Below are 24788 nucleotides of genomic sequence, written 5' to 3' on the forward strand. Positions count from 1 at the left end.
TGTTACCTCCGCGGTCCGGTGCGTCGCCAGTGCGCCATCATGGCACCCGTGCGAGTCAACGCGGTCATCCAGGCACGGTTGTCCTCCACCCGGCTGCAGGGCAAGGTGCTGCGGCCCCTGGGTGACAGGTCGGTGCTGAGCTGGGTGATCCGTGCGGCCGCTGCCACTCACAACGTCGACAGGGTGATCCTCGCGACGTCCACGTCCGACGACGACGACCTGGTGGCCGAGGAGGCGGCGCGCTGCGGTGCCGAGGTGGTGCGCGGGCCGCTCGACGACGTACTGGCCCGCTACCTGATGGCCGTGGACGCCCACCCGTGCGACGCGGTGGTCCGCCTCACCGCCGACTGCCCGCTGCACGACCCGGCCCTGATCGCGCAGGTGGTGGGCATGTGGCGGGCGGACCCGACCATCGACTACGCGTCGAACATCCTGGTCCGGCACTACCCCAGGGGTCTGGACACGGAGCTGGTCCGCACCTCGGTACTGGCGGAGCAGGGCGGGATCCCCACCGGACCGCACCGCGAACACGTGACGCCCAACATCTACACGAACCCGGACACCTACCGCTGCGCGGGCGTGGTGTCGGCAGTGGACAACTCGGACCTGCGCATCACGCTGGACACGGCGGAGGACGCGTCCCTCCTGGACGCGGTGGTGGCCGAGCTGGGCACCGAGATCCCGACGTGGGAGACGGTGGTCGCGCTGCTGCGTGCACGCCCGGACATCGCGGCGTTGAACAAGTCGGTGTCGCAGAAGCCCCTGCCGTGACCTCGCTGCTGCTGAGAGCCGACGCCGCCCCGACGACGGGCGTCGGACACCTGTCGCGCTGCGTGGCGCTGGCGACGGCGGCCCGGGAGCGGGGCTGGGACGTCGCACTGTGCGGCAGCTTCACCGCGGGCGAGTGGCTGATCGGCGACCTTGAGGTGGTCCCGGCACTGGAACCGGCGGACGTCGTCCTCATCGACCACTACGGCCTGGGGCAGCTGACGCTCCCGTCGCTGGTGGTGTCCATGGAGGACGGCACCTACGGCCGCCGCAGGGCGGACATCGTCGTGGACGCGAACATCTACACCAGCCCGCGCCCCGACGACGGCTCGCCGGTGGTCCTGAGAGGACCGGCCTACGCCCCGCTCCGGCGGGAGATCCGCGCCGCCCGCGCCGCGCGCCGAGGCAGCTCGACCCCGCCGAGGGTCGTCGTGGTGATGGGTGGCGGCGCGGCCCCGTCGTCGGTGGCCGCGGCGGTCACGGCCATCCGGGAGACAGGCGTCCCGGCGGACGTGGTGGCGATCTCCTCGGTCCCGGTCTCCGGTGTCGACGTCGTCCCACCCACCCCGGACCTGCCGACCCTGTTCGCCGAGGCGGACCTGGTGGTGAGCGCGGCGGGTGTGACGCTGCTCGAGCTGTGTTGCGTCGGTGTCCCGGCCGCACTGGTCCAGATCGCGGACAACCAGGCAGCGGGCTACGAGGCGGCGACGACACAGGGCCTCGCCGCCGGACTGGGCACGGACCCCCGCGAACACGTGGCGACCCTGAAAACGCTGCTGCTGCGCGAGGACCGACGAAAGGCGCTGGCGGACAGGGCAACGGCCACTGTGGATGGCCAGGGCGCGGACCGGGTGATCACCGCGATCGAAACCCGCCTGCACGAAAGTCCCACTCGTGCACCAGGGGGCCCCTCGATTTCCAGTCTATCGGTGGGGGCCGACATCTCTGTTCGGTCCGCGACCGTCGGTGACTCGGCCGATCTCCTCGTCTGGCGCAACGATCCCGAGACCCGCGCATGGTCCCGAACCACCGACCTCGTCGCCACCGAGGACCACGAGGCGTGGCTCGCGCGGGTACTCGACGACCCCGACCGCCACCTGCTGATCGCCGTGCACGGCACGGATCCCGTTGGCACGGTCAGGTTCGACCGTGACGGTGAGCACTGGGAGGTGAGCATCACAGTCGCACCCCGGGCGCGTGGCAGGAAGCTCGCCGTCCCGATGCTGCTCGCCGCGGAGCGCACCGTCCACGGTGGTCTCCGCGCCTGTGTCCACCGGGACAACAGGGCCTCGACGGCGCTGTTCGAGCGGGCGGGGTACCGGCACGACCGCACCGACGGCCAGTGGGTCTGGTTCGCCAAGTCGGTGTGATGCTCGCCGTACGGTGGCGGTCCCGCTCACGTGCGACGATTCGGGCATGCCAGCGCGGTTCACAGACCTCTGCCTCGACGCGAACGACCACCAGGCACTCGCGGACTGGTGGTGCGGGGCCATGGGCTACGTGCGACGCGACGTGCACGAGCCGTCGGAGGACGGCTGGACCCGCCCGCACGACTGGCCGGTGCCGATCGTCGACCCGGCAGGCCGGGGCCCGTTGATCTGGGTCAATCCCGTGCCGGAGAAGAAAACCGTCGAGAACCGGATGCACGTCGACGTCGTCGGGGACCTCGACGAGCTGCTCGGGCTCGGCGCCACCGTCGTGCGGCGCAAGGATGACGAGATCGACCGGGACCAGCTCGCCGACCCAGAGGGCAACGAGTTCTGCGTCTTCGTCCCGCTGTGACCGGGCTCGAGATCGGGATCGTCGTCGTCGCCGGGTTCCTCGCCGGGGGCATCAACACCGTCGTCGGGTCGGGGACGCTCATCACGTTCCCCGTCCTGCTCGCCATCGGGTACCCGCCGGTGGTCGCGAACGTGTCCAACAGCCTGGGTCTCGTCCTCGGCTCGGTCAGCGGGGCCATCGGCTACCGGCGCGAGCTGAAGGGCCAGGGCGGCAGGCTCGTCCGGTTCGGGGCCGTCGCCGTGCTCGGCGGTGTGACAGGAGCGCTGCTACTACTCGTTCTGCCCGCGGACGCGTTCGAGGCGGTCGTGCCCGTGCTGATCGTCGTCGCGCTCGTGCTCGTCATCCTGCAACCGCGCATCTCACGCAGGCTCGCCGAGCGCGGTGCGGACCGGCACCCGCACGGCGGCGTACCGCTGCTGGTCGGCGTGTTCGGGACCGCCGTCTACGGCGGCTACTTCGGTGCCGCGCAGGGTGTGATCCTCGTCGCGCTCATGGGGATCCTCATGGACGAGCCCCTGCAACGGCTCAACGCGGTCAAGAACGTCTTCGTCGCGATCGCGAACCTCGTGTCCGGAGTGGTCTTCGTGTTCGTCGCCGACGTGGACTGGCTGGTCGTGGGCCTGCTCGCGGGCGGGTCCGTCCTCGGTGGCGTCGTCGGTGCCCGGATCGGACGACGACTGCGGCCGATCTGGCTCCGGGCGACCATCGTGGTGGTCGGATGCGTGGCGATCGTCCAGCTGTTGGTCACGTGATTACTCCGATCGGCTGGGAACCGTTGACTGGCGTTCACCTCGACGTGATTGGGTAGTGAGATGTCTGCAGCCACCCGTACCGAGCCTGTCCAGCTGGCCGACGGTCGTGCGCTCCGCATGACCCTCGCCGAGCCACACGGCGTGATCAGAGGCGGGATCGTGGTCCTCCACGAGGAACGCGGCATCACCGAGACCATGCGGGCGCTGGTCTCCGGGCTCGCGGACGAGGGCTGGCTGACCGTCGCCCCGCACATCTACGACGGCGACTCCACCGAGACCGACGCCGACACGGCGCGCGACCGCGCGAGCACGCTGTCCGGCGACTCGGTGCTCGCACACACCGACATCGCGTTCGGCTGGTTGGCACAGCACGGGATCGAGGCCGACCGCATCGGCGTCGTCGGCTTCGAGCTGGGTGGCGCGGTGTCGCTCGTGGTGGCCGCGAGCCGCGACATCGGCGCGGCCGTCTCCGTGGCGGGCGGCGGGATCCTGCAACCCGCGTCACCGGGGCTACCGGCCCTTGTGGACGTCGCCTCGGAGCTGCGGTGCCCGTGGCTCGGCCTGTTCGGCGACAAGGTGGCGGACGAGGTCGCGTTGCTGCGCGAAGCCGCGCGGCGCTCCGAGACGGCCAACGACGTGCTGCTCTACCCGGCCGCCGACCACCGCTTCGACATCTACCCCGACTCGGCCATGGAGGCGTGGCAGCGGGTGCTGAACTGGTTCGACGCGCACCTGCGCTGACCGGCACCGTACACGCCCGGACACGCAGCGTTGTGACCAACGTGGACGCGCCTGACGGTCGCTATGCTCCGCACCGCAACGAGGACTGGCTCACGATCGCGCCCGCCGACAACCCGCGCCGCACGTCGATGGCGGATGGAATGCCGACGGCCGTGGACTAGGGGTTGTCGTGGAGAACGAGGCTCGGGTCGGCATGGTGGTCGGCTCGCTGGTGGGTGTGGGCTTCGGGTTGGTGTTCATCGAGGTCAACAGCGGTGGGCTGGGTGGCAGCTGGCCGCTCGTGCTGCGGGTGGCCGGCGCGGTGGTCGCAGCCGTCCTGCTGGCGGGCGTGGTGTGGGTGGCGCGCAGGGGCACCATCGAGGGCGAGGCCCCGTCGGGCGGCTTCACCGGGAGGCGCTACTGGAACATCGTCGGCCTGGAGGGCGTGGCGCTGTTCCTCGGACTCGTGCTGATCAACGGCGTCTTCAAGCACACCGAGTACGCGGTCCCGTGGATCGCGCTGGTGGTCGGTGTCCACTTCGTCCTGCTGGCCCAGGCCTGGCGGATCGACCTGTACCGGTGGCTCGGCTACGCGCAGACACTGCTCGGTTTGGTCGGCTTCGTCCTCGCGGCCTTCGGTGCCGCCGTGGCGACGGTGAACCTCGTCTCGGGCGTGCTGTCCGGCGTCGCGTTGTTCGTGACGGTCGCGGTCGGCATCCTCCGCTCGCGCCCCGTCACCGCATGAAGCCGAGCACCCGGTCCAGGAACAGGTCGGGTGCCGAGTCCATGGCCACGTGGGCCTGACCCGGCAGGTCGAGCACCTCGACGTCCCGCAGCTGCGTGGCCAGCGCCTCCGCCGCCGGCCGGAAGTAGGCGGGGCTCTCGGTGCCGACCAACAGCCGCACCGGCGCCCTGATGCCCGCGAACCGCGACGCCGCGATGTCGAAGTCCTCGACCGTGGCGAACTCGCGTGGCACGGTCGGCGCCGCGGCCAGCCTGGCCAGCCAGACCGGTGTGCCGCGCAGCGCGCTGAGCTGCTCGTCGCTCATCGAGAGCGCGTCGCGGAAGAGGACCGTGACGATCTCCTCGGGGGAGCCCGCCTCGCGCAGCGCGGCCAGGAGGGCAGGCGAGCTGACCTGGTGGCCCGGTGTCGCGGCAGGCGGCTCGTACAGCAGGATCCGGTTGACCGCGTTGGTCAGCAGGGCCGCCTCGAGTGAGCAGAGCGCGCCGTAGGAGTGGCCGACGACGTACACGTCCTTGCCCGCCGCCCCGATGACCGCGGCCAGGTCCTCGCCCTCGCGGCGGATGTCGTAGTCGGGACCGTCACCGGACAGGCCGCGCCCGCGCCGGTCGACCGCGTGGACCGTGTACTGCTCGGCGAGCTGGTCGAGCACGGGCAGCCATCGGGTGTGGTCGGCCGCCGTGCCGTGCACGAGCACCAGCGGCGGCCCCTGGCCGACGGTGTGGAACCCGATGACCGTGCCGTCCCGCGAGGTGACCGTGCCCATGGCCGGCGATGTTAGCCGCCTCCCGGGTGGGAGGCGGCTGGTAGCGCGTACGGGGATCGAACCCGTGTCTCTGGCTTGAGAGGCCAGTGTCCATGCCGCTGGACCGACGCGCCGCGGTCGGATGCCCGCGAGTCGAACGCGGTGTCTCCTGAATCCAAATCAGGTGGGTTGCCGTCTCCCTCGCATCCGTTCGGCCTGCTCACGCCAGTGAGCCTGCCCAGTCCCGCACCTGTGCCAGGTGCGCGGGCCCGAGCCCCTGCCTCGGGTCGACGTGGCACAGGAGTGTCGGGGCCCCGGCCCGCCGCCGCGTGAACTCCTCGGCGCCGGTCCGGTCGTGCTCGTCGTCGAGCCAGGCCAGTGGCCGACCGGCCGCGTAGTCCGCGACCGCGGGCCATTTCCACTCCTCGTCCCAGCCTGAGGTGGTGAGACCGGGGAACTCGACCACCGGCAGCCTCGGCAGCCCGACCGCCGGACCGATGCGGTCGTTCGCCTCGTGCTGCCAGGTCGTGGCCCACACCAGGGTCAGCCCCGTCTCCTCGGCCAGTGCCAGGAGTTGGGCGCCGTGGCAGGGGTTCAGCCACACCCGCATGCCGCGGAACCTGCGGGCGTCGCGGCCCGTGTGCCAGCCGGTCGCCGTGCGCCGGTACGTCGTGTAGCCGGGCGGGCGGCGGGTTTTGTTCGCCGCGTACGGGTTCAGCGGGCCGTCCACGTCGAGCAACAGCAGTCCGCGGGCCATCACCACCACCTCCTTTCCACCGACGCACCCCTGGCAGGACTCGAACCTGCGACCTCGCCGTTCGTAGCGGCGCGCTCTCTCCACCTGCGCTACAGGGGCATGCGTACCCCCAGCCGGATTCGAACCGGCGACACACGGCCTCGGAAACCGTTGCTCTCTCCGCTGAGCTACAGGGGTGAAACAATTCGGAAAACGGTACGGAAAACAGAAGAGCCGTCCACCGGTCTCCCCGGTCGGACGGCTCCCTCGCGACACCCGCGATCACGGGTCACGGTGGGGAGCCAGGTCGCCGTTCCCGCAGCTCACACGGGCGCGGCTCGGGCAGCACGCGGGCACGGGGGCCCTGCGCCGGTCGCCGCTCGATGCCCGTCATGACCGCTCCTCGTGTATTCGAAACCCGACACCAACAATGGTGGCCTCATCACCCCGTCGAGTCAATGGTATTTAATCCACCCGACAATGCGGTCGGTTGACACAACCGTTACTCTGACCCCGACCAACCGCGACCGACAACAGGGGACGGATGATCATGCCGCGGCTAACGTTCGAGGAGCCCAGGGGCGGCCCCAGGGCGAAGGCCGCACAGTCCGGTCAGCCCGCTGACCAGGCAAAGGATCCCGGGCAGCAGCCCGACCCCCGGTCACCAGGAGCGCAGGCGCCCGAGCCGGCCGCCCAACCCGCGCCGGCCGACCGTCACGCCGAGCCCGACTTCGCGTGGCTCCGGCCCAGGACCCAGCCCCCTGCCGACTCTCCTGCGACACCGCCCACCCGCCCCGAGCCGTCCGACACGCGGGCCGAGGAGCCCGCACCGGCGGAACAGGCGGACGGATGGCCGGTCGAGGCATCCCGGCTGACCGACGCGCCGGTGGGTCCAGCCGCCGAGGAGCGCCCACGCCCCGTCGAGCTGTCGTTCCGGCGAGCGGGCGCCCCGGTCCGGTGGGTGGAGTCGGACGAGCCGGAAGGTCCGGAGGAGAGCCACTCGTCGACCCTGCTGCCACTCGCGCAGCTCGTCGGGCAGGCGAGACCGCAGACCGCGGCGCCGGTCGACCCGCCGGTCGCGGAGGCCGAACCCGAGGCGAACGAGACAGAGAAGTTCGCGGAGCTGTTCGTCGCCCCGTCCGACGACGAGGACCAGTCCTCCGGCCGCCACCGCCGCTCCGCCACCCGTGACACCGTGCTCGTGGTCCTCAAGGTCGCCACGGTCGCCGTGGCCATCGCGCTCGTCGGTGCCGTCGTGCTGCTCGCCACCTCGGGCGAGGACGACGGTCGGACCAAGGCGCCGTCCGTCCCCCAGATCGCGACCAGTGACGACCGCTCCGCCGCGCCGACCACCACCGACGTCGGCGCGATCGTCGCGCCGGAGGTGCGGTCGCAGACCACCCAGATCGTGCCCCCGCCCGTCACCACGACGACGACCCAGCCGTCGGTGCCGAGCGGACAGCCGAGCAGCCCGCAGAACCAGTTCGTCCGCGTCGGTGACCCGTGTGACACGCAGGGTGCCTATGCGTTCACCGAGCGTTTCGAACCGGTCGTGTGTGACCGCGGTCGCGGCGGGGGCCAGCTCACCTGGCGCCGCGTGTTCAGATAGGTCCAGACCAATCCGCTCGGTGACGAACCCGGTGCGCAAAGCGACGAAATAACCCATTCGGGTGATGGGATTTTGGTCGTTACGGACAATCCAGAGGTCAGGCAAGTTACCAGTTTACGTAAAGCCCCTTGCATACTGGTACCAACCACCGTGATCGCTATTTGACTCACCGTCCGCCGGTGTTTACCGTTCCCGGCGGGTCCGGGACGGCAAGTGCGGTGCCCTTACAACAACCAGTGGGAACGCCGGAAGGAAAGCGGACCGCGGTGAAGATCTCGTCCATCCGGCGGAGCCGGGTCCTGTCTATTCGTACGCGCGTGCTGACGCTGGCACTCGTGCCGAGCATCGTATTCCTGATCGCCGGGGTGTTCGGCGCGGGATATCTGATCTTCGACGCGGCCAAGACCAAGGATTACTACCAGCTCGCGAGCACCGCGCAGGACCAGGCGCTGCCGTTGATCGTCTCGCTGCAGGAGGAGCGCCGCCTCACGCTGCGGCGCCTCGCCAGCTTCGGCACGTTCCAGTCCGACCTCATCCAGCAGCGCGAGACGTCGGACGCCCTGACCAAGCCCGCCGACCAGGCGCTCAGCGAGCTGTCCGACGTCGCCCCGGACCAGGTCAACAAGGCCATCCGCCAGTTCACGAGCCTCATGGGCCAGCTGCCGGAGCTCCGCGCCCGCGTCGACGGCGGCCAGGTGTCGGTCTCCGAGGCGTTCGGCCTCTACAACGACATCATCGACCAGTTCATCCTCGGCGCGAAGGGCCTCGCCCAGTTCACGCCGAACGCCGAGACCGCCTACCTGCAGGGTGTCGTCGCGCCGCTCCTGGCCAGCACGGACCTCATGCAGCGCTCGGACGCCCTCGCCGCGGCCGACCTGGTCGGCGGCGGCCTCACCCAGGCGGACTTCGGCGTCTACCAGAGCCAGGTCGGCTCCTACCACCTGCAGCTCGACCAGACGATCCCGCTGGCGACGCCGGAGGTGCAGGCCCAGTACCGCAAGCTCACCGGCAGCCCGGCGTGGCTGCGCCTGATGTCGGTCGAGGAGTCCCTGCTCCGGGGCGACACCAACATCCCGATCAGCGAGGACCTCTGGCGCGGCGCCGCCTCCGACGTCGGCAAGGCGCTGACCGTGATGCTGCAGGCGCAGAGCCAGCACACGAACGACCTGGCACTGTCCGAGGTCAACGGCACCCTGACCCAGGCGATCCTCGCCGCGGCGATCGTGCTCGCCCTGGTGCTCACGGTGTTCGTGTTCGCACTGCGCCTGTCCAGCCAGCTCATCGAGCGGCTCGTCCGGCTGCGCACCGAGACCCTCGACCTCGCCGAGAACCGCCTGCCCGCGCTGGTGGAGCGGGTCCGCTCGGGTGCGGACGTCCAGGTCGACCAGGCGATCCGGCTGCGCACGTACGGCGGCGACGAGATCGGCGAGGTCGCGAACGCGTTCAACAAGGCACAGCAGACCGCCGTCGCGGCTGCCATCCAGGAGGCCAAGACCCGTGAGGGCACCAACAAGGTGTTCCTCAACATCGCCCACCGCAGCCAGGTCATCGTGCACCGCCAGCTCAAGACGCTGGACGAGGCCGAGCGCAAGCAGGAGGACCCGGAGCAGCTGGAACTGCTGTTCCAGCTCGACCACCTCTCGACCCGCCAGCGGCGCAACGCCGAGAACCTGATCATTCTCGGTGGCGGCCAGCCGGGCAGGCGCTGGCGCAACCCGGTGAGCCTCGCCGAGGTCGTGCGCGGTGCCGCTGCGGAGACCGAGGACTTCGCACGGGTCAAGGCCGCGAAGCTGCCCGCCCGCAAGGTCATCGGCCCGGTCGTCGGCGACCTCGTGCACCTGCTCGCCGAGCTGATCGACAACGCGACCACGTTCTCCCCGCCCGGGTCTCGGGTGGAGGTCCGGGGCAACATCGTCGGTCGCGGCGTGGTCCTGGAAATCGAGGACCAGGGACTCGGTATCGAAGCGGACCGTGTCGACGATCTCAACAACATGCTGGCAAACCCGCCGGACTTCGGGATCATGGCGCTGTCGACCGAACCGCGCCTGGGTCTGTTCGTGGTCGCGCGACTCGCCGCCCGCCACGGCATCGCGGTCACGCTGCGCGAGTCCGCCTACGGCGGCACCAGGGCGATCATCCTCGTCCGCAACGAGCTGCTCGGCCCGGACACCGAGGCGCCGACCGCGCCGGAGGAGCTGAACGGCAACCAGGTGCCGCCGGAGACCCCGGCGGAGCGGACCGACAACCACCTCCCGGTCGTGACGTCCGTCGAGACGCCCGCGCCGGGCACCACGATCAAGCTGTCGATCCCCGGCGCGGTGAACCTGCCGGACCTGCCGCCGCTACCCATGGTCGAGTCGCGGCCCGGCGAGGACCTGTTCCGCCCGCAGAAGCCGGTCGGCGCCGAGCACGAGCCGAGCCAGCCGGTGCGCAGGCCGTCGCCGTCACCGAAGCCGAAGCCCGCGCCGGAGGCCGAGCCGCAGGCGGAACCGGAGCCGCAGGTCGCCGAGACCGAGTCGGACTCGACGCCCCCGCCGCTGCCGAAGCGCCGCCGCGAGACGCCCTCGGCGGAGAAGGCGCTGCCCGCATCGGAGCTGAGCCCCGCCGTCGCCGAGGAACTGGCCCGTCCGGCGCCGCTCGACGCCGACACGCGCCAGTTCCCGCCCGCGCAGCCACTGGTGGCGCAGCAGTCGACACAGACATCGACCCGACCGCCGCTACCGCAGCGCCGCCGCCAGCAGAACCTGGCGCCGCAGCTGCGGGACGACCCGGCACACGCGTGGCCGTCGCCACAGGAGACCTCGGAGCACAATCGAGAGGAGAGCCCGGACCAGGCACGCAGCCGGTTGGCGTCGTTCCAGGCCGGGACTCGCCGCGGTCGGCACGAGCAGGTGTCCGAGGACACGTTGAACGGGAGGAACACTGGCAATGGCCAACACCGCAGTGAATGAGCTCGACTGGTTGCTCGACGAGCTCGTCAAGCGCGTTGCCGGGGTGGACCGTGCCGTCGTGCTCTCCGCGGACGGCCTCCTCATCGGCAGGTCGAGCAACCTCTCGGCCGGCGACGGGGAACACCTGTCCGCGGTCGCGTCCGCCTTCCAGAGCCTCGCGCGGGGCACCGGTCGCCACTTCGGTGGCGGGCAGGTCCGGCAGACACTGGTCGAGATGGACCACGCCTTCCTCTTCGTGACGGCGGCCGGGCACGGCGCGTGCCTCGCGCTGCTCGCCGACGAGCAGGCCGACGTGGGCATGATCGCCTACGAGATGAACATGATGGTCAAGCGCGTCGGTGCCGTGCTCACCGCCAAGCCGAGAGACTTCATGGAGCGTCCGGTGCCATGACCGCCGAAGACGAGGAGTGGTTCGACGACGCCGACGGGTCCCTGGTCCGGCCCTATGCGATGACCGGGGGACGTACCCGGTCGGACACCCTCGGTCTCGACCTGATCACGCTCGTCGTCGCGATGCACTCGGTCACCGAGAGGGACGTCGAACCGGAGTACGAGCGGATCATGAGCGCCTGCCAGTTCCCCATCTCGGTGGTCGAGGTCGCGGCCAAGGTCGACCTGCCGCTACAGGTCGTCAAGGTCCTGCTGTCCGACCTCATCAACCAACGACTCATCATCTTCCGCTCGCCCGTCGCGCCGACGAACGAGCCACCAAGCCAGCATGTCCTACAGGCGGTACTCGATGGCATACGAAAGCTCTGACCAGCCCACGAGAGCGACCAAGATCGTGATCGCCGGCGGCTTCGGAGTCGGCAAGACGACCCTGGTCGGCTCGGTGAGCGAGATCCCGCCGCTGCGCACCGAGGAGCTGATCACGGAGGCGTCCGCGGGCGTCGACGACCTGTCCGGCGTCGAGAGGAAGACCACCACCACGGTCGCGCTGGACTTCGGCCGCATCACCATCAACCCGCAGCTGATCCTCTACCTGTTCGGCACGCCGGGCCAGAACCGCTTCTGGTTCATGTGGGACGAGCTGGCCAGAGGTGCCATCGGCGCGGTCGTGCTGGCCGACACCAGGCGCCTCGACACGTGCTTCGCCGCCGTCGACTTCTTCGAGCGTCGCCAGCTGCCGTTCGTGGTCGCCGTCAACTGCTTCGACACCGCGTACCGCTACGGCACCGAGGAGGTCCGCGGCGCGCTCGACCTCGACGACCACACCCCGGTCCTGCTGTGCGACGCCCGGGAACGCGAGTCGACCAAGCAGGTTCTGATCACCCTGCTCCAGCACGCCATGGCGGAAGCCCGCCTGACCGGCGCACCCAGCTGACCGTCGCTCTCCCCGCTGTTTGACAGCGGCACGCCCACTTCCAGATGATGTCATCATATGGTGTCAACATCTGGAGGGCTCGTGCACGAGATCGACCTGACCGACCCCGCGGTGCTCCGCGACCCGTTCACGGCGTACCAGGGCAGCGGCCGGGTGGTGCGCCTGCACGTGCCCGGCATGCCCATGTGGGCCCTGACCAGTCACGAGGACGCCCGCGCGATGCTGACCGACCCCCGGTTCGCGATCACCTCACGCAGCTTCGCAGGCATTCCGGGGGTGCCGCCCGAGCACGACGAGTACCTCCGCACGATGTCCGAGCTGGACGGCCCGAACCACCTGCGCCTGCGCCGCCTCGCGGCACCGGCCTTCACGGCCCGCCGGGCGCGGGACTTCGGGCCGAGCATCGAGCCGATCGTGGCGCGGCTGCTGTCGGCACCCGTGACGGACCTGGTGGCGGACTTCGCCAGGCCCCTGCCCATGCACGTCATCTGCGAGCTGGTGGGCATCCCCGACGCCGACCGCCCCGACTGGGTGGCGTGGGGCGCGACCGTGGCCGCGATGGACGTCGAGGGTCTGGGGCGGGCGATCCCCGGCATCATCGAGTCGGCGAAGTCGGTGCTGGCGTCGCGGCCGGAACACGGCCTGCTCGCGGACCTGACCACCGAGGACGAGCGCCTGAGCGCCACCGAGCTGGTCACGCTCGTGTGGCAGATCGTCCTGGCAGGCCAGACCCCGGCCAACCTGATCGCGAACGCCGTTGCCGAGCTGTGGACGCGTCCTGACGTCCTCGAGACCCTCCGCGCGATCCCGAGCCTGCTGCCCGGCGCGGTCGACGAGCTGATCCGCTGGTGCGGCCCCCAGTTGCTGACCGTGCCCCGCTACGCCACGACCGACGTGGACCTGTTCGGCACGCCGGTGCCCGCTGGCGAGCCGGTGACCGTCGCGATCGCCGCGGTCAACCGCGATCCCGCCGCCTTCCGCGACCCGAACCGCTTCGACGTCACCCGCCAGGCCGCGACGCATCTCGGGTTCGGCCACGGCCCCCACTTCTGCCTCGGTGCCGCACACGCCCGGGTCCAGACGGAGGTGGCGCTGGCCGGGCTCCTGTCCCGGGGGCTGACTCTGACGTCGAACCCGGACGAACACCGCGCCCCGGACCCGGGAACGTGGCGACTGACCGCGCTACCGGTCACACTGGACCGTTAGTGGAATCACATTCACGTTTGGACAGTTGACCAGACCCGCTGTTGTCCTTGTCGGGCAAGGAAATCCGGCGAGGGCGACGGCCGCGTGCAACTTGCTGATTTCGGCCGGGCTCGTCACTCTAACGGAGCAGTGCGACGGCCGAACACAGAGGAATTTTCCACCCCGACGCCCTGAGTTCGCGTTCATGTCTTGACATACAAGGTCGCTTCCGATTGTCTCCTGATCCGGCGCCCAGGTCGGGATGCACACTCGCGACGCCGGTGTTGACGAAACCTTTCGTGCCTTCAGCAAGCTCGAGTTAGGCGGAATGTCAGATGGGCAGCGGAGCCCCGGAGCCGGAGAGTCGGGTTTCCACCAGATGGCGCATCGACAATTGGAGCCTGCGTACGAAGGTCGCGGCGGTGCTCCTGCTGCCGGCCATCATCGCGCTCGTGCTCGGTGCGGTTCGGGTCCAGACGCGACTGGACGATGCCAACCGGCTGAGCACCATTCGCGACCAGATGGTCGTGCTCAGTGAGTCACTGAAACTCGCCGATCTCGTGGTCGACGAGATGATCACCGCGGTGATCAACGACCGCACCCAGCGGCCCAGGCTGCGTGCCCAGCGCGCGGCCGTCGACCAGCAGGTCGTCAAGGTGCGCGGCGCGGTGGACTTCGCCGAGCTGCCCTCGGAGGTCGACCGGACGCTGAGCGACTCGCTCGGCCGCCTGTCGGCGGTCCGCGTGCAGACCAGCAACGACGTCGGCGACCCGGTCACCGACCTCGCCGCGTACCAGGAGGTCGTCAACGGCCTCACCGAGCTGGTGCCCGGCGTCGTCCAGGCGGCCCAGAGCGGCGACCTCGACGACGTGTCGACGTCCGTGCGCTCCCTGCTGCTGTTACGCAGCTCGCTCGCCGCCGAGGAGGCGCTGATCCGGTTCGCGGGCCTGCCCACGCCGGACCCGCGTTCGATCGCCTCGGCCGCACAGCAGTCCGCCGCGGAGGAGCGTGTGCTCGGCGAGCAGCTGCAGGTCTCGCTGCCCGCCACGATCGGACCCGCGTTCGCCACCGCCACCGAGACGTCCTCGGCCCGCCGCGCCACGCTGCAGGACGCCGTTGTCGACCCGGCGACCATCGACCTGCGCAGCCTCCTGCCGAACGTGCAGACCGAGTCGGCACGCGTGCGCGACCTGTCGACCCAGCTCGTGACCTACCTGTCGGACACGGTCACCGAGCGCACCAACGAGGCCCGCTCCGCCGCGCTGCGCGACACCTCCCTGGTGATCGCCGCGCTGCTGACCGCACTCGCGGCGGCCCTGGTCGTGGCGAGGTCGCTGCTCCAGCCCGTCCGCAGGCTGCGCCAGGCCGCGCTCTTCGCCGCACACGAGCAGCTGCCGAGGACGGTCGAGCGCGTGCGTGCCGGCGAGCCGATCTCGTGGACCTCCGCGCAGTCGGTCCCGGTGCGCTCCACCGAGGAGATCGGCCAGCTGGCCCGCGCGTTCGACGACATGCACGAGCAGGCCATCCGCCTCGCCGCCGAGCAGGCCGACCTGCGCAGGCAGGTCAGCGAGATGTTCATGACGCTGTCCCGCCGCAGCCAGACGCTCGTCGAGTCGCAGCTGGAGGTCATCGAGGGCCTCGAGTCCGAGGAGCAGGACCCGCGCAGGCTCGCCAACCTGTTCCGCCTCGACCACCTCGCGACCCGCCTCCGCCGCAACGGCGAGAACCTCCAGGTCCTCGCGGGCGGCTCCCCGGCCCGCCGCGACAGCGCGCCGGTCTCGGTCGTCGAGCTGCTCCGCGCGGCGACGTCCGAGATCGACGACTACCGCAGGATCACCCTCGCGCACGCGCCGAGCGGGTCGGTCCGCGCGGTCGCCGCGGCCGACGTCGTGCACATCCTCTCCGAGCTGCTGGAGAACGCGACCCGCTACTCGGCGCCGGACCAGAAGGTGGTCCTGTCCGCCGACCGGGGCGCCGACGGCGGCCTGCTGTTCGAGGTGGTCGACGCGGGCCTCGGCATGGCCTCCGACGACATCGCGGCGGCCAACCAGCGGCTCGCGCTCGCCGACTCCGTCGGCCCGGAGACCACCCGCCGCATGGGCCTGTTCGTGGTCGGCCGCCTCGCGGCCCGCCACGGCGTCACGGTGCGGCTGCGCCCCACCTTCGAGCGGGCCTCGCGGGCGGGCATCACCGCCAGCATCCACCTGCCCGGAGCGCTGGTGATCGCGGGGACGACCCCGGAGAACATGATCACCGCGACGGCGAGCAGGCGTGAGCTGGTGGCCGCGGCCAGCCAGGCAGCCCCTGCCGACCCGTCGCCGCAGTGGCCGACCGCCCACCTCGAGGCGCCGCAGGCGGAGCCGTCGTCACAGACGTCCAGCTGGTTCGTCGAGGAGGCCTACGCCGAGGTCGCCCCCGCCCCCAAGAACGGCAACGGCGGGAACGGCACCGACAAGTGGCTCACGCCCGTCGGGACATCGTCGGCACGGTCGCTGCCGAAGCCGAAGGGGGCGCCGCCGAAGGCACCGGCGACGCGCCCAGCAGCCACTACCGCGGCAGGCCTGCCGGTGCGTACACCCGGTGCTGGCCCGCTGCCGGCGGAACGGCCACAGGCCGCCGCCCCTGATACCGGTTTCCGTGATCCGGAGTCGATCCGGAACAACCTGTCGAGGCACTACGACGGCGTCCTCGCCGCACGTCGTGCCCGGGAGGAGCCCGGGCCGGGGACAGATCGAGGGAGTGACTGATTGATGACTGAGGGCACGACGGCTACCGAGCCGTCGTTGGGCTGGCTGGTTTCCGCGTTCACCAAGGAAGTTCCCGGGGTGGCGCACGCGGTACTGGTGTCGGCGGACGGATTGCTGGTCGCGGCCAGCGACGCGTTGCCACGCGACCGCGCCGACCAGATGTCCGCGCTGACCGCCGGGCTGACCAGCCTCACGGTCGGTGCCGCCGAGTTGTTCACGGCGGGCCGGGTCGTCCAGTCGGTGATCGAGATGGAGCACGGGTTCCTGCTGCTCATGAGCGTCGGGGACGGGTCGCACCTCGCGGTGATCGCCGCGGCGGGATGCGACATCGGGCTCGTCGGCTACGAGATGACGCTGCTCGTGGACCGGGTCGGCCGCATGGTCGACACGCCCGCCAGAGGCGCGACAGAGCAGGGTTGAGGATCGACGACGTGAGTGACGTCCACGACAACGGGGCGCCGCCGCCTGCGCTGGCCCGCCCGTACTCGTGGACGGACGGCCGCACACAGCCCAGCGTCGACATCGCGATCGAGGCCCGCGTGGTCACCACGCGGGCGGGCCGGGACATGACGCCCCGGCTGACGAGCGCGTTGTGGACGGTCACACAACTGTGCTTCCAACCGAGGTCCGTCGCCGAGATAGGCGCGTACCTCGCCGTACCACTCGGCGTGGCAAAGGTGCTCGTCGCGGACCTCGTCGCTGAAGGACTGGTGAACGTCGAGGCCACCCTCGCCCACGACGCGGACGACGCGGAGCGGCGCGAGCTTATCGAGAGGGTCCTCAGTGGACTACGGGCAGCCAAGTAGGCGAAAGCGGATCACGTCGGCGAAGATCGTGATCGCCGGTGGTTTCGGGGTGGGCAAGACGACCTTCGTCGGCTCGATGTCCGAGATCACGCCGCTGCGCACCGAGGCGCTGATGACCAGCGCCAGCGTGGGGATCGACGAGCTGGCGCGGATACCGGACAAGCTGGCGACGACCGTGGCCATGGACTTCGGCAGGCTCACCCTGGCCGACGACCTGGTGCTCTACGTGTTCGGCACGCCAGGCCAGCACCGCTTCTGGTTCATGTGGGACGACATCGTGCAGGGCGCCATCGCCGCGGTCGTGCTCGTGGACCCGGAGCGCCTCGCCGACGGCTTCTCGGCGGTCGACTACTTCGAGTCGCGGCGCATGCCGTTCCTGGTCGCCATCAACGAGTTCGAGGGTGCCCGCCGGTTCACCCCGGAGCAGGTCCGCGAGGCGCTCGTGCTCGACGAGCACGTACACATCATCACGTGCGACGCCCGTTCCGCCGAGTCGACGAAACGTGTGCTCATCGCCGCCAGTGAGCATTCACTGTCCACTCTGGATGCCCGCGCGGGCTGAGAGGTTCGGTCATGGTCCACCAATTCGAGATGGGCGTCTGGCTGCTGTTCCTGGCGTACGTCACGTCGGCGGTCGGAGCCACCATCGGCCTCGCGTGCGCCAACCAGGCCCGCGCGGCCACGGGCGGCAGGCGCTTCGGCTGGCTGGCGCTCGCGGCCGTGTCGGTCGGCGGCGTCGCCGTCTGGCTGACGCACTTCATCGGCATGCTCGGCTTCGCGACGCCCGGCCAGCCGATCCGCTACGACGTCCCACGCATCCTGCTGTCGGCGCTGCTCGCGATAGCCGTCGTCTTCGCGGGCCTGCTGGTGTTCGCCGTGGAGCGGCGCTCCGCCCTGTGGCGCCTACTGGCGGCGGGGACCGTCATCGGTCTCGCGATCAACGTCATGCACTACACGGGAATGTGGGCGGTGAACATCAAGGGCGACATCAGCTACAACCCGTTCGTGGTCGTGCTGTCGATCCTCGTCGCGGTGGGTGGCGCGATCGCCGCGCTGTGGTTCACGGTGTCCGCGGAGGGGCTCCCGCAACGCCTGCTGGGCGGCCTGGTCCTGGCGGTGGCGTCGACGGCCATGTACTACCTCGGCATGGCCGCGATCGACGTCCGGCTGGACGAGAACGCGCCGGACCCGGCAGGCGTGGAGGTGTTCAGCTTCCTGTTCCCGGTCTTCATCCTGGCGGCGGCCGCCCTGGCGGTGCCCATCGTGGCGCTCCTGACGACGCCGAGGGAGGACGACCTCGCCGAGGACGGCAGTGCCCTGGTGGCGTCGGTCCAGTAGGCGGTGTGTGGGTCGCCACCATGGCAGACGGTGGCGATATGGGATAGGAACGGGCTCATGACCGACACACCGCTGTGGAGTCCGGACCCGGCAAGGGCAGACGCGAGCAGGATGGCGGCGTTCCGTGGCTGGCTGGCCACGGAGCGGGGCGTCGAGGTGGCCGACTACCAGGAACTGTGGGAGTGGTCCACACGGGAGCTGGAGGCGTTCTGGGGCGCGCTGGCGGAGTTCCTGGGTGTGCGTTTCCACGCGGACTACGAGCGTGTCCTGGGCTCGACGGCCATGCCGGGCGCGGAGTGGTTCCCGGGCAGCACCCTGAACTACGCGGAACACGCCCTGTCGGTGGGCAGGGACGACGACGTGGCGGTGATCTTCGAACGCGAGGACGGCCTGTCGACGACCCGGACCTACGCCGAGCTGCGTGCGGAGGTCGCCTCGGTGCGCGCGGCACTGGTGGAGGTGGGCGTCCAGCGGGGTGACCGGGTCGTGGCGCTCGCTCCGAACATGCCGAGGACGCTGGTGGCCTTCCTGGCGGCGGCGAGCCTCGGCGCGACGTGGTCGTCGTGCTCCCCGGACTTCGGCGTGCGGGCGGTGGCCGACCGCTTCACCCAGATCGAGCCGGTCGTGCTGTTCGCGGTGGACGGCTACGTGTACAACGGCCGAGAGTTCGACGTCAGGCCCACGATAGCGGCACTCCAGAGTGAGATCCCGTCACTGAGGGCAACGGTCCTGATCGACTACCTGACCGATGCGACGGCCCCGGACACGATCCCGTGGTCGGAGTTCCAGCGCGAGGGCGAACTGGCCTTCGACCCGGTGCCGTTCGACCACCCACTGTGGGTGCTGTACTCGTCCGGGACGACGGGCCTGCCGAAGGGGATAGTCCAGGGCCACGGCGGGATCGTCGTAGAGCACCTGAAGATGCTGGCGCTGCATTCGGACTTCGGCCCGGGTGACCGTTTCTTCTGGTTCACCACCACGGGCTGGATGATGTGGAACTACCTGGTCTCGGCGCTGCTGGTGGGCGCGACGGCGGTGATGTACGACGGCAGCCCGGCACACCCCGACATGGGCGCGCTGTGGCGCCTGGCCGCCCAGCACAAGGTGACGTACTTCGGCACGTCGGCCCCGTACATCCAGTCGTGCCTGAAAGCGCACCTGACACCCGCGAGGGACCACGACCTCTCGTCGCTGCGAGCACTCGGCTCGACAGGCGCCCCCCTGAGCGAGGAGGGCTTCCAGTGGATAGCGGACGAGATTGGCTCGGACGTGCAGATCTGCTCGGTGTCGGGTGGCACGGACCTGTGCACGGCCTTCGTGGGCTCGGCCCCGGACGTGCCCGTCTGGCGGGGCGAGCTGTCCTGCAGGACGCTGGGAGCGGCCGTCGAGTCCTGGTCCCCGGAGGGAAAACCCCTGGTGGACGAGGTGGGCGAGCTGGTCATCACGAAGCCGATGCCGTCGATGCCCCTGTACCTGTGGGCGGACGAGGACGGCTCGAAGATGCGGGAGTCCTACTTCGAGCCCTACCCGGGGGTGTGGCGCCACGGCGACTGGATCCGCATCACCCCCAGGGGCTCGGCAGTGATCTACGGCCGCTCCGACTCGACCCTGAACCGAGGCGGTGTGCGCATGGGCACGAGCGAGTTCTACCGGGTGGTGGAGGCGTTCGACGAGGTGGCGGACTCGCTGGTCATAGACACGTCAGCGGATCGTGAGGGCGAACTGGTGTGCTTCCTGGTGCTGGCGGACGGGGTGGCGCTGGAGGAGGTGGAGCCGGCGCTGAGGAAGGCGCTGAGGTCGGCGCTGTCCCCGAGGCACGTCCCGGACAGGTTCGTGGTGATAGCCGAGGTACCGAGGACGCTGAACGGCAAGAAGTGCGAGGTCCCGGTGAAGAAGATCCTCGCGGGCGTGCCCCCGGAGCAGGCCGTGAGCAGGGACGCCCTGGCCAACCCGGCAGCGCTGGAGGCCTTCCTCCCGAGCTAGAGCCCCCCAGTGTGGTCCCCGGAGAACCGCGTGTGTAGTCTCTTCGACGAGCGGTCTCCGGGGAGGCTTCGCCTAGTCTGGTCTATGGCGCCGCACTGCTAATGCGGTTGGGGGCAACCCCTCCCGGGTTCAAATCCCGGAGCCTCCGCCACAACTGAACATGCGCCCGTAGCTCAACGGATAGAGCATCTGACTACGGATCAGAAGGTTAGGGGTTCGAATCCCTTCGGGCGCGCTCGTTGCTATGGTTGAGGCAACCGTGGGGCCGGACTTTCGAGTCCGGCCCCTCATTTTACTCACCCAGAATCACGCTGTTCGGCGATCGATCCTCCATTGCCGATAGTGATCACACTCCCAGTGCTGCGAACACGACCGAGGCCACAACAGCGAATACCACCAGCACGAGCGCGATCCACACACGTTCGACGGAGTGGCGCCGCCTGCCGGCGACCAGCGCGCCTATCGCGAACCCGCCGGCAGCCATCAACGGCACCCCGACCACGACTCCCTCCAGCGTGGAACTGTTAGTGATCACGTAGGCCGCGAACAGCGGTCCACCCCCCGCGGTGATCACGGCCACGCGGTTCCGGAGCGGCCCCCACACGTCATCGTTCACCGCATCCTCCAATGGGGCGACAAAGCCGCACAACCAAGTCGATTCCTCCCGCCGTGCCCCACGCGTTGTGCGAACCTAACACCGCGACACGACTGAACAGGGGGAACCGTGGGCTTCTTCGTCCGGCCGGAGGCGCTTGACAGCTACGCCAAACTCGTCGAACGCAACGGGATCAACCTGTCGCTGACCAACGTCCACCTCGGTGGCGAATCACGGTTGGAGAACACCGACGGGGTGTGGATCCAGCACCTGCTCGACGCGCATACAGAGACCGTCGACCGGATACTGACCAGTTTGGCCCAGGGCTTCAATCAGATGGGCGCGAGCGCCGACGAACTCGCTCGCACAGCCTCGTACTACCGCTCGGTTGACCAGACCCAGGCGGCACGTCTGGATGCCACCTTCGTCGCATCGCCCCGCCCGCCGCTTGGCGCGCCAGGGCCGGTGTCGACGCAGCGGCCCGGTGAACAGGGGCCGACCGAGGCGATCGCCGGCGACGACATTCGTAACCCGCTGACTCACCTGACCGAACCGGGCGACCCATCCGACTTCAGTGATCCGTTGGCCCTGTTCAACACCTTGGGTGACTACCCCAGCCCTACGTGGTGGATCAACCAGGTGCTCGACGACACCATCGGTGTGAACCCCATGGAGTACGTCAACCAGCTCGTCATCGGTGACTGGAAGGGCTTCGCGCGGTGCGGGACCATGTGGGCCCAACTCGCCGGCGCGGCTGATGACATCGGTGACAACCTGGACAACGGGCTGCGCTGGCTGGCCGCCGACTGGCAGGGCAAAGCCGGCGATGCGGCGACCTACTATTTCGACTATGCCGGCAAGGCGTTGCACAGCCATGCCGATGTGTTTCGTGTGCTGCACAACAAGTACGTGGACATTGCTCGACACGTGTGGCTGTGTTCGAAGACGCTTGCCGACATCATCAAGGCCATCATGGACACGGCTTTCGTGGCCGGGCTCGCCGTGCTGGCCGGTACGTCTCTCTCCTGGACCGGAGTCGGTGCCGGTATCTCTTGGAGTGTCGCGGCTTGGGAGTGTTCGCAGATCCTGAAGCTGTGGGGCGAGGCAACCGCCGCGATCTCCGAGATCCAAATGGCGATCACCGGCTTCGTCGGAATGGCCACCTCGCCCGACGGAGTCACTCTGCGGGAGATCACCCCGCTGCCGATGCCCGTCGTGGACTACGACCACCCGGGGGTCGCGCCCGAACCGGCCCGGCCCCGACAGAAGGGAGAGCTGTGAGCACACGCCCGTTCGACCCGATGGCCGACCTTTCCCTCTCTCCCGTACACAAGGCCGCCGCGCGCAGGCAACTGGACCTTCTCGCCGAGCAAACCCGCCACCCCGAGTTGCGTGACTTGGCGCGCGACGTGTTGTCCGGCCGGCTGAGCCTGCGTGGCGCGCTGGTCGACCCGCGGGCCACCGCGGTACTCGACCAGCAGGTCGGCCAGTTCACCGCCTGGTACCACGAACTGTCGGCCGGCGAGCAGGCCGAGCACGAGCGCCAAGCCGAGCAGTTCGCCGAGGATGCCAGACAGGAGGCCGCCGCCCCCGACCCTCGGCCGTTGCGCTCCCGGCCACGTCCGGACAGCGAGGGCGACTGGGAGGAGCCGCGTCCTATCCTCAGAAAGAGGCGGCGATGAGCCGACTGGTACTCGGGGTGGTAGTCCTGCTCGTCGCGGCGGGCTGCGCGCGCACGCCGGCAGACACACCAACGCCACCTACTACCGCCGAGGTCCGGCCGTCGCCCGGCGCGACGGAATGGATGGCGAACCTCTGCGCCGCCGCTACCGATCTACGTACCGGCTTGTGGACCAGCGCCAAGGACACCGAGCCGCTACGTCAACGGCTGCGCGACCAACTCGGCACCGCCGCTGACGAGGTAGACGCAACGCTCTCCGAACTGGCGGCCATCGCAGCCGCACCGGTCGACGGAGGGGACATGGCCGTCACTCAATTCGGCAACGAACTGACTGACCTCCGGGACGCGCTGGTCCGCGGCCGCGACGAACTGGACGCACTGCCTACGGACGCCAGCGACGAGCGGCTCGGGCAGGTAGTCGGCAAGGTGTGGCCGGATGCCGCTGCCCGGGCGGCAGACCCCTTCGCAGGAGTCAAGGTGTCCGACGCGATGCGGGACGCCGCCACCGGATTCGACTGCGCTCCGTTCTCCTTCTGACGCCGTTCACGAACCAATCGCTTCGACCGTGAACCGGGCCGATGGCCTCAAAAAACCGCTCGCCGCCGGACCGGCCCACCCGCGACGGTGACAGCGCCATTCGGCACCGGAGCGTGTCATTGTTTGATGGCATCCCACCGATAGGGTGGCAGGTCGTGCGGAAAGGTCAGTGGGGTCTGTTGGGAATTCCGATGAGGACTTCCTTGCCCAGGTACTCCTTGATCAGGTAGGTCAGCTTCTCGCCGTCGATCAGTTCCATGCGGCCGTGTTCTCGGGCTTTCTGGAGACAGCCGGAGGCGAACCAGGACGTGGTGATGAGGATGCCCCAGCCGGCCTTCTTCTCCTCCATCGCGCCGGCCAGTTCCCGGACGTGGTTGACACCGACCACCCCGCTGTAGCGTTTCGCCTGCACGATGCTCAGCCCGCCCATCAGTGCCTTTCGCTGGACGATGACCGCGTCCACGCCGTCGTCCTTGCTCTGTTGGGTTGTCCAGCCCTCCGCGCCCTGGGCCTCGAAGATCTGGCGTACCAGGTGCTCGAAGTTCGTCGGGGACATCTCCATCAGGTCCGGCCGGGAATCCAGCGTCGCCACCGCGTCGAAGCCTTCGACGAACTTGTACTTGCTCAGGTCGAAATCCAGGATCGGCTCGATCGGTTCGAGCGCGTAGGGGTGGTTCGACACGATCGCCTTCAGGTGTTTCACGCAGGCTTCGGGTGTGACCTTGCTGAGGTTGTCGTCCTTCGGAAAGGTGTCGCGCTCGACGTTCATACTGATGAGGCAGGGGTATTCCTGTTCACCGGTGGCGGGGTTGATGGCATGGGTGTGTCCGTTCAGCCCGACCGACTGGAGCTTGGGGTCACTGTCGAACAGGTCCCGTGCACACAGCAGCGCCACCTGGCTGATGACCTTCCGGTACAGCGACTCGACCTCCGTACGCGGCCGTGCCGCCGACCGCTCCTCGTCCTTGGTGGTCAGGTACTTGTAGGAGGACACAGTGGGCACCGTGTCGTGGGGCGGCAGCTCGATCTGGACGACAGCCTGCTCCGCTCGCGGATTGAAGATGACGTCCACTTTCCTGGGGAAGTCCGCAGGCAGCGAAACCCGCGTGAGCACCTGCTTGAGGTAGGTCTCGATGGCTGCCTTGTCGCGGTCGGCGATGGCTCGGACGTACGCGTTGGCGCTCGCCACGCGGTCTCGCCACTTCTGCTCGTCCGCATTGATCCGGTCGGTGTGTTCACTGCACAGAGCCCTCACGCGGCGCTGGCGTTCGGCTTCCTGCCGGACCGCCTCCTGGACTGCTTCGTCGTACTGGACGCGGGCTGCGGCCTCGGTTCGCTCGTAGCGGGTCGTGCCGCCCAGCATCCTCGCGATCGTGCCAGGGAGCCGGGGTGCGAACCTGTCCCACGTCGGCGTCGGCACGGGATTCGCCAGCGGTCCGAGGCGCAGCGGCTCGGCCTTGGGGCGCGGCACCTGCGCGAGAATGTCTATGCGTGCCGTTCTGTGCAGTCCGCTCACCAGAATTGCGGAAAGCTGGGCCACCCGTTGTTCCAGCTGGGCGTTCTTGTTGTCGACCTCGGCTTGGCGGGAGTCGCGGTACTGCTGTTTCCGTTCCTTCTCCGCAGCCGCCTTTGCTCGTTCGGCCTCTCTGCGGCGCCGTTCGGCTTCCCGGGCCTGTGCTTGCTGCTGCCGTTCCCATTCCTGCCGCCCACCTCGACTCGTGGCCATGTCCGGTCCTTTCGCGTTTCCATCAGGTGACGATGTCGACGTTGGTAGCTCGGTTACCGAT

Annotated in this window: 25 protein-coding genes and 5 tRNA genes; 23 read left to right on the forward strand and 7 right to left on the reverse strand. The window is 69.5% G+C overall.

What is annotated here, in order from left to right:
- Window positions 1-48: 48 nt before the first annotated feature.
- From CLV71_RS19585 to CLV71_RS19615, 6 genes are all read left to right on the forward strand, one after another.
- Window positions 49-771, forward strand: a complete 723-nt coding sequence (locus tag CLV71_RS19585; protein ID WP_424923891.1) for a cytidylyltransferase domain-containing protein — start codon at window positions 49-51, stop codon at window positions 769-771.
- Window positions 768-2138, forward strand: a complete 1371-nt coding sequence (locus tag CLV71_RS50440) for a bifunctional UDP-2,4-diacetamido-2,4,6-trideoxy-beta-L-altropyranose hydrolase/GNAT family N-acetyltransferase (protein ID WP_341771617.1) — start codon at window positions 768-770, stop codon at window positions 2136-2138. The genes CLV71_RS19585 and CLV71_RS50440 overlap by 4 nt, the downstream gene beginning before the upstream one ends.
- A 46-nt stretch (window positions 2139-2184) precedes the next feature.
- A complete protein-coding gene (locus CLV71_RS19600) occupies window positions 2185-2550 on the forward strand; it encodes a VOC family protein (RefSeq protein ID WP_133904228.1) in 366 nt (121 codons plus the stop codon).
- Complete coding sequence (locus tag CLV71_RS19605; protein WP_133904229.1) at window positions 2547-3302, forward strand: sulfite exporter TauE/SafE family protein; 756 nt, start codon at window positions 2547-2549, stop codon at window positions 3300-3302. Before CLV71_RS19600 ends, CLV71_RS19605 begins: the two co-directional genes overlap by 4 nt.
- Before the next feature lie 60 nt (window positions 3303-3362).
- Window positions 3363-4043 carry a dienelactone hydrolase family protein gene (locus CLV71_RS19610; RefSeq protein ID WP_133904230.1) on the forward strand — a complete coding sequence of 227 codons (681 nt, stop codon included), beginning with the start codon at window positions 3363-3365 and terminating at the stop codon, window positions 4041-4043.
- A 169-nt stretch (window positions 4044-4212) separates the two neighbouring features.
- Window positions 4213-4767: a hypothetical protein gene (locus tag CLV71_RS19615; RefSeq protein WP_243866577.1), complete on the forward strand. Its 555-nt coding sequence runs from the start codon at window positions 4213-4215 to the stop codon at window positions 4765-4767.
- Here CLV71_RS19615 and CLV71_RS19620 read toward each other — a convergent pair.
- The 5 genes from CLV71_RS19620 to CLV71_RS19640 form a co-directional block, all read right to left on the reverse strand.
- Window positions 4757-5530: an alpha/beta fold hydrolase gene (locus CLV71_RS19620; RefSeq protein ID WP_133904231.1), complete on the reverse strand. Its 774-nt coding sequence runs from the start codon at window positions 5528-5530 to the stop codon at window positions 4757-4759. The genes CLV71_RS19615 and CLV71_RS19620 overlap by 11 nt on opposite strands.
- Window positions 5531-5568: 38 nt before the next feature.
- Window positions 5569-5643: transfer RNA gene (locus tag CLV71_RS19625), tRNA-Glu, on the reverse strand.
- A gap of 86 nt (window positions 5644-5729) precedes the next feature.
- Window positions 5730-6266 carry an HAD domain-containing protein gene (locus CLV71_RS19630; protein ID WP_133904232.1) on the reverse strand — a complete coding sequence of 179 codons (537 nt, stop codon included), beginning with the start codon at window positions 6264-6266 and terminating at the stop codon, window positions 5730-5732.
- 25 nt (window positions 6267-6291) lie between these two features.
- Window positions 6292-6365: transfer RNA gene (locus CLV71_RS19635), tRNA-Arg, on the reverse strand.
- A gap of 5 nt (window positions 6366-6370) precedes the next feature.
- Window positions 6371-6443: transfer RNA gene (locus CLV71_RS19640), tRNA-Arg, on the reverse strand.
- 352 nt (window positions 6444-6795) lie between these two features.
- Between CLV71_RS19640 and CLV71_RS19645 the strand changes: the two genes are divergently transcribed.
- The 14 genes from CLV71_RS19645 to CLV71_RS19710 all read left to right on the forward strand — a co-directional run bounded on the left by CLV71_RS19645 (window position 6796) and on the right by CLV71_RS19710 (window position 20423).
- On the forward strand, window positions 6796-7854 hold the full coding sequence (locus CLV71_RS19645) for a hypothetical protein (protein WP_133904233.1): 1059 nt from the start codon (window positions 6796-6798) through the stop codon (window positions 7852-7854).
- A 335-nt stretch (window positions 7855-8189) separates the two neighbouring features.
- Window positions 8190-10805, forward strand: coding sequence for a sensor histidine kinase (locus tag CLV71_RS19650; RefSeq protein WP_243866578.1), 2616 nt, complete (start codon window positions 8190-8192; stop codon window positions 10803-10805).
- Window positions 10783-11196 carry a roadblock/LC7 domain-containing protein gene (locus CLV71_RS19655; protein WP_133904234.1) on the forward strand — a complete coding sequence of 138 codons (414 nt, stop codon included), beginning with the start codon at window positions 10783-10785 and terminating at the stop codon, window positions 11194-11196. Before CLV71_RS19650 ends, CLV71_RS19655 begins: the two co-directional genes overlap by 23 nt.
- Entirely contained in the window at window positions 11193-11564 is a 372-nt protein-coding gene (locus CLV71_RS19660; RefSeq protein WP_133904235.1) for a DUF742 domain-containing protein, read from the forward strand. The genes CLV71_RS19655 and CLV71_RS19660 overlap by 4 nt, the downstream gene beginning before the upstream one ends.
- Window positions 11545-12129, forward strand: a complete 585-nt coding sequence (locus CLV71_RS19665) for a GTP-binding protein (RefSeq protein ID WP_133904236.1) — start codon at window positions 11545-11547, stop codon at window positions 12127-12129. Before CLV71_RS19660 ends, CLV71_RS19665 begins: the two co-directional genes overlap by 20 nt.
- Window positions 12130-12186: 57 nt before the next feature.
- Window positions 12187-13335, forward strand: a complete 1149-nt coding sequence (locus tag CLV71_RS19670; protein WP_133904237.1) for a cytochrome P450 — start codon at window positions 12187-12189, stop codon at window positions 13333-13335.
- A gap of 401 nt (window positions 13336-13736) precedes the next feature.
- Window positions 13737-16061: a sensor histidine kinase gene (locus CLV71_RS19675; RefSeq protein ID WP_166664164.1), complete on the forward strand. Its 2325-nt coding sequence runs from the start codon at window positions 13737-13739 to the stop codon at window positions 16059-16061.
- A 3-nt stretch (window positions 16062-16064) separates the two neighbouring features.
- A complete protein-coding gene (locus CLV71_RS19680; protein ID WP_133904238.1) occupies window positions 16065-16481 on the forward strand; it encodes a roadblock/LC7 domain-containing protein in 417 nt (138 codons plus the stop codon).
- 11 nt (window positions 16482-16492) lie between these two features.
- The gene (locus tag CLV71_RS19685) at window positions 16493-16867 is read left to right on the forward strand and encodes a DUF742 domain-containing protein (RefSeq protein ID WP_243866579.1); all 375 of its coding nucleotides are present in this window, start codon (window positions 16493-16495) and stop codon (window positions 16865-16867) included.
- Window positions 16845-17429, forward strand: a complete 585-nt coding sequence (locus tag CLV71_RS19690; protein WP_166664165.1) for a GTP-binding protein — start codon at window positions 16845-16847, stop codon at window positions 17427-17429. The genes CLV71_RS19685 and CLV71_RS19690 overlap by 23 nt, the downstream gene beginning before the upstream one ends.
- Before the next feature lie 11 nt (window positions 17430-17440).
- Window positions 17441-18205, forward strand: a complete 765-nt coding sequence (locus CLV71_RS19695) for an MHYT domain-containing protein (RefSeq protein ID WP_133904240.1) — start codon at window positions 17441-17443, stop codon at window positions 18203-18205.
- Between the two features lie 57 nt (window positions 18206-18262).
- A complete protein-coding gene (locus CLV71_RS19700; protein ID WP_133904241.1) occupies window positions 18263-20188 on the forward strand; it encodes an acetoacetate--CoA ligase in 1926 nt (641 codons plus the stop codon).
- Window positions 20189-20249: 61 nt separating this feature from the next.
- Window positions 20250-20339: transfer RNA gene (locus CLV71_RS19705), tRNA-Ser, on the forward strand.
- An 11-nt stretch (window positions 20340-20350) separates the two neighbouring features.
- Window positions 20351-20423 (forward strand) — tRNA-Arg (locus CLV71_RS19710).
- 111 nt (window positions 20424-20534) lie between these two features.
- Here the strand turns inward: CLV71_RS19710 and CLV71_RS19715 are convergent.
- Window positions 20535-20804: a hypothetical protein gene (locus CLV71_RS19715; RefSeq protein ID WP_133904242.1), complete on the reverse strand. Its 270-nt coding sequence runs from the start codon at window positions 20802-20804 to the stop codon at window positions 20535-20537.
- Window positions 20805-20912: 108 nt separating this feature from the next.
- Here CLV71_RS19715 and CLV71_RS19720 point away from each other — a divergent pair, with 108 nt between their 5' ends.
- The 3 genes from CLV71_RS19720 to CLV71_RS19730 are packed head-to-tail and all read left to right on the forward strand — an operon-like array spanning window position 20913 to window position 23001.
- On the forward strand, window positions 20913-22064 hold the full coding sequence (locus CLV71_RS19720) for a hypothetical protein (protein ID WP_133904243.1): 1152 nt from the start codon (window positions 20913-20915) through the stop codon (window positions 22062-22064).
- Complete coding sequence (locus CLV71_RS19725) at window positions 22061-22465, forward strand: hypothetical protein (RefSeq protein ID WP_133904244.1); 405 nt, start codon at window positions 22061-22063, stop codon at window positions 22463-22465. The genes CLV71_RS19720 and CLV71_RS19725 overlap by 4 nt, the downstream gene beginning before the upstream one ends.
- Window positions 22462-23001, forward strand: coding sequence for a hypothetical protein (locus CLV71_RS19730; protein ID WP_133904245.1), 540 nt, complete (start codon window positions 22462-22464; stop codon window positions 22999-23001). The genes CLV71_RS19725 and CLV71_RS19730 overlap by 4 nt, the downstream gene beginning before the upstream one ends.
- 166 nt (window positions 23002-23167) lie before the next feature.
- Here the strand turns inward: CLV71_RS19730 and CLV71_RS19735 are convergent, their stop codons facing one another.
- Window positions 23168-24727 (reverse strand): restriction endonuclease, encoded by a 1560-nt coding sequence (locus CLV71_RS19735; RefSeq protein WP_133904246.1) that lies wholly within the window; start codon window positions 24725-24727, stop codon window positions 23168-23170.
- Window positions 24728-24788 lie beyond the last annotated feature (61 nt).

Source organism: Actinophytocola oryzae, assembly GCF_004364325.1.
GTDB classification, from domain to species: Bacteria; Actinomycetota; Actinomycetes; order Mycobacteriales; family Pseudonocardiaceae; genus Actinophytocola; species Actinophytocola oryzae.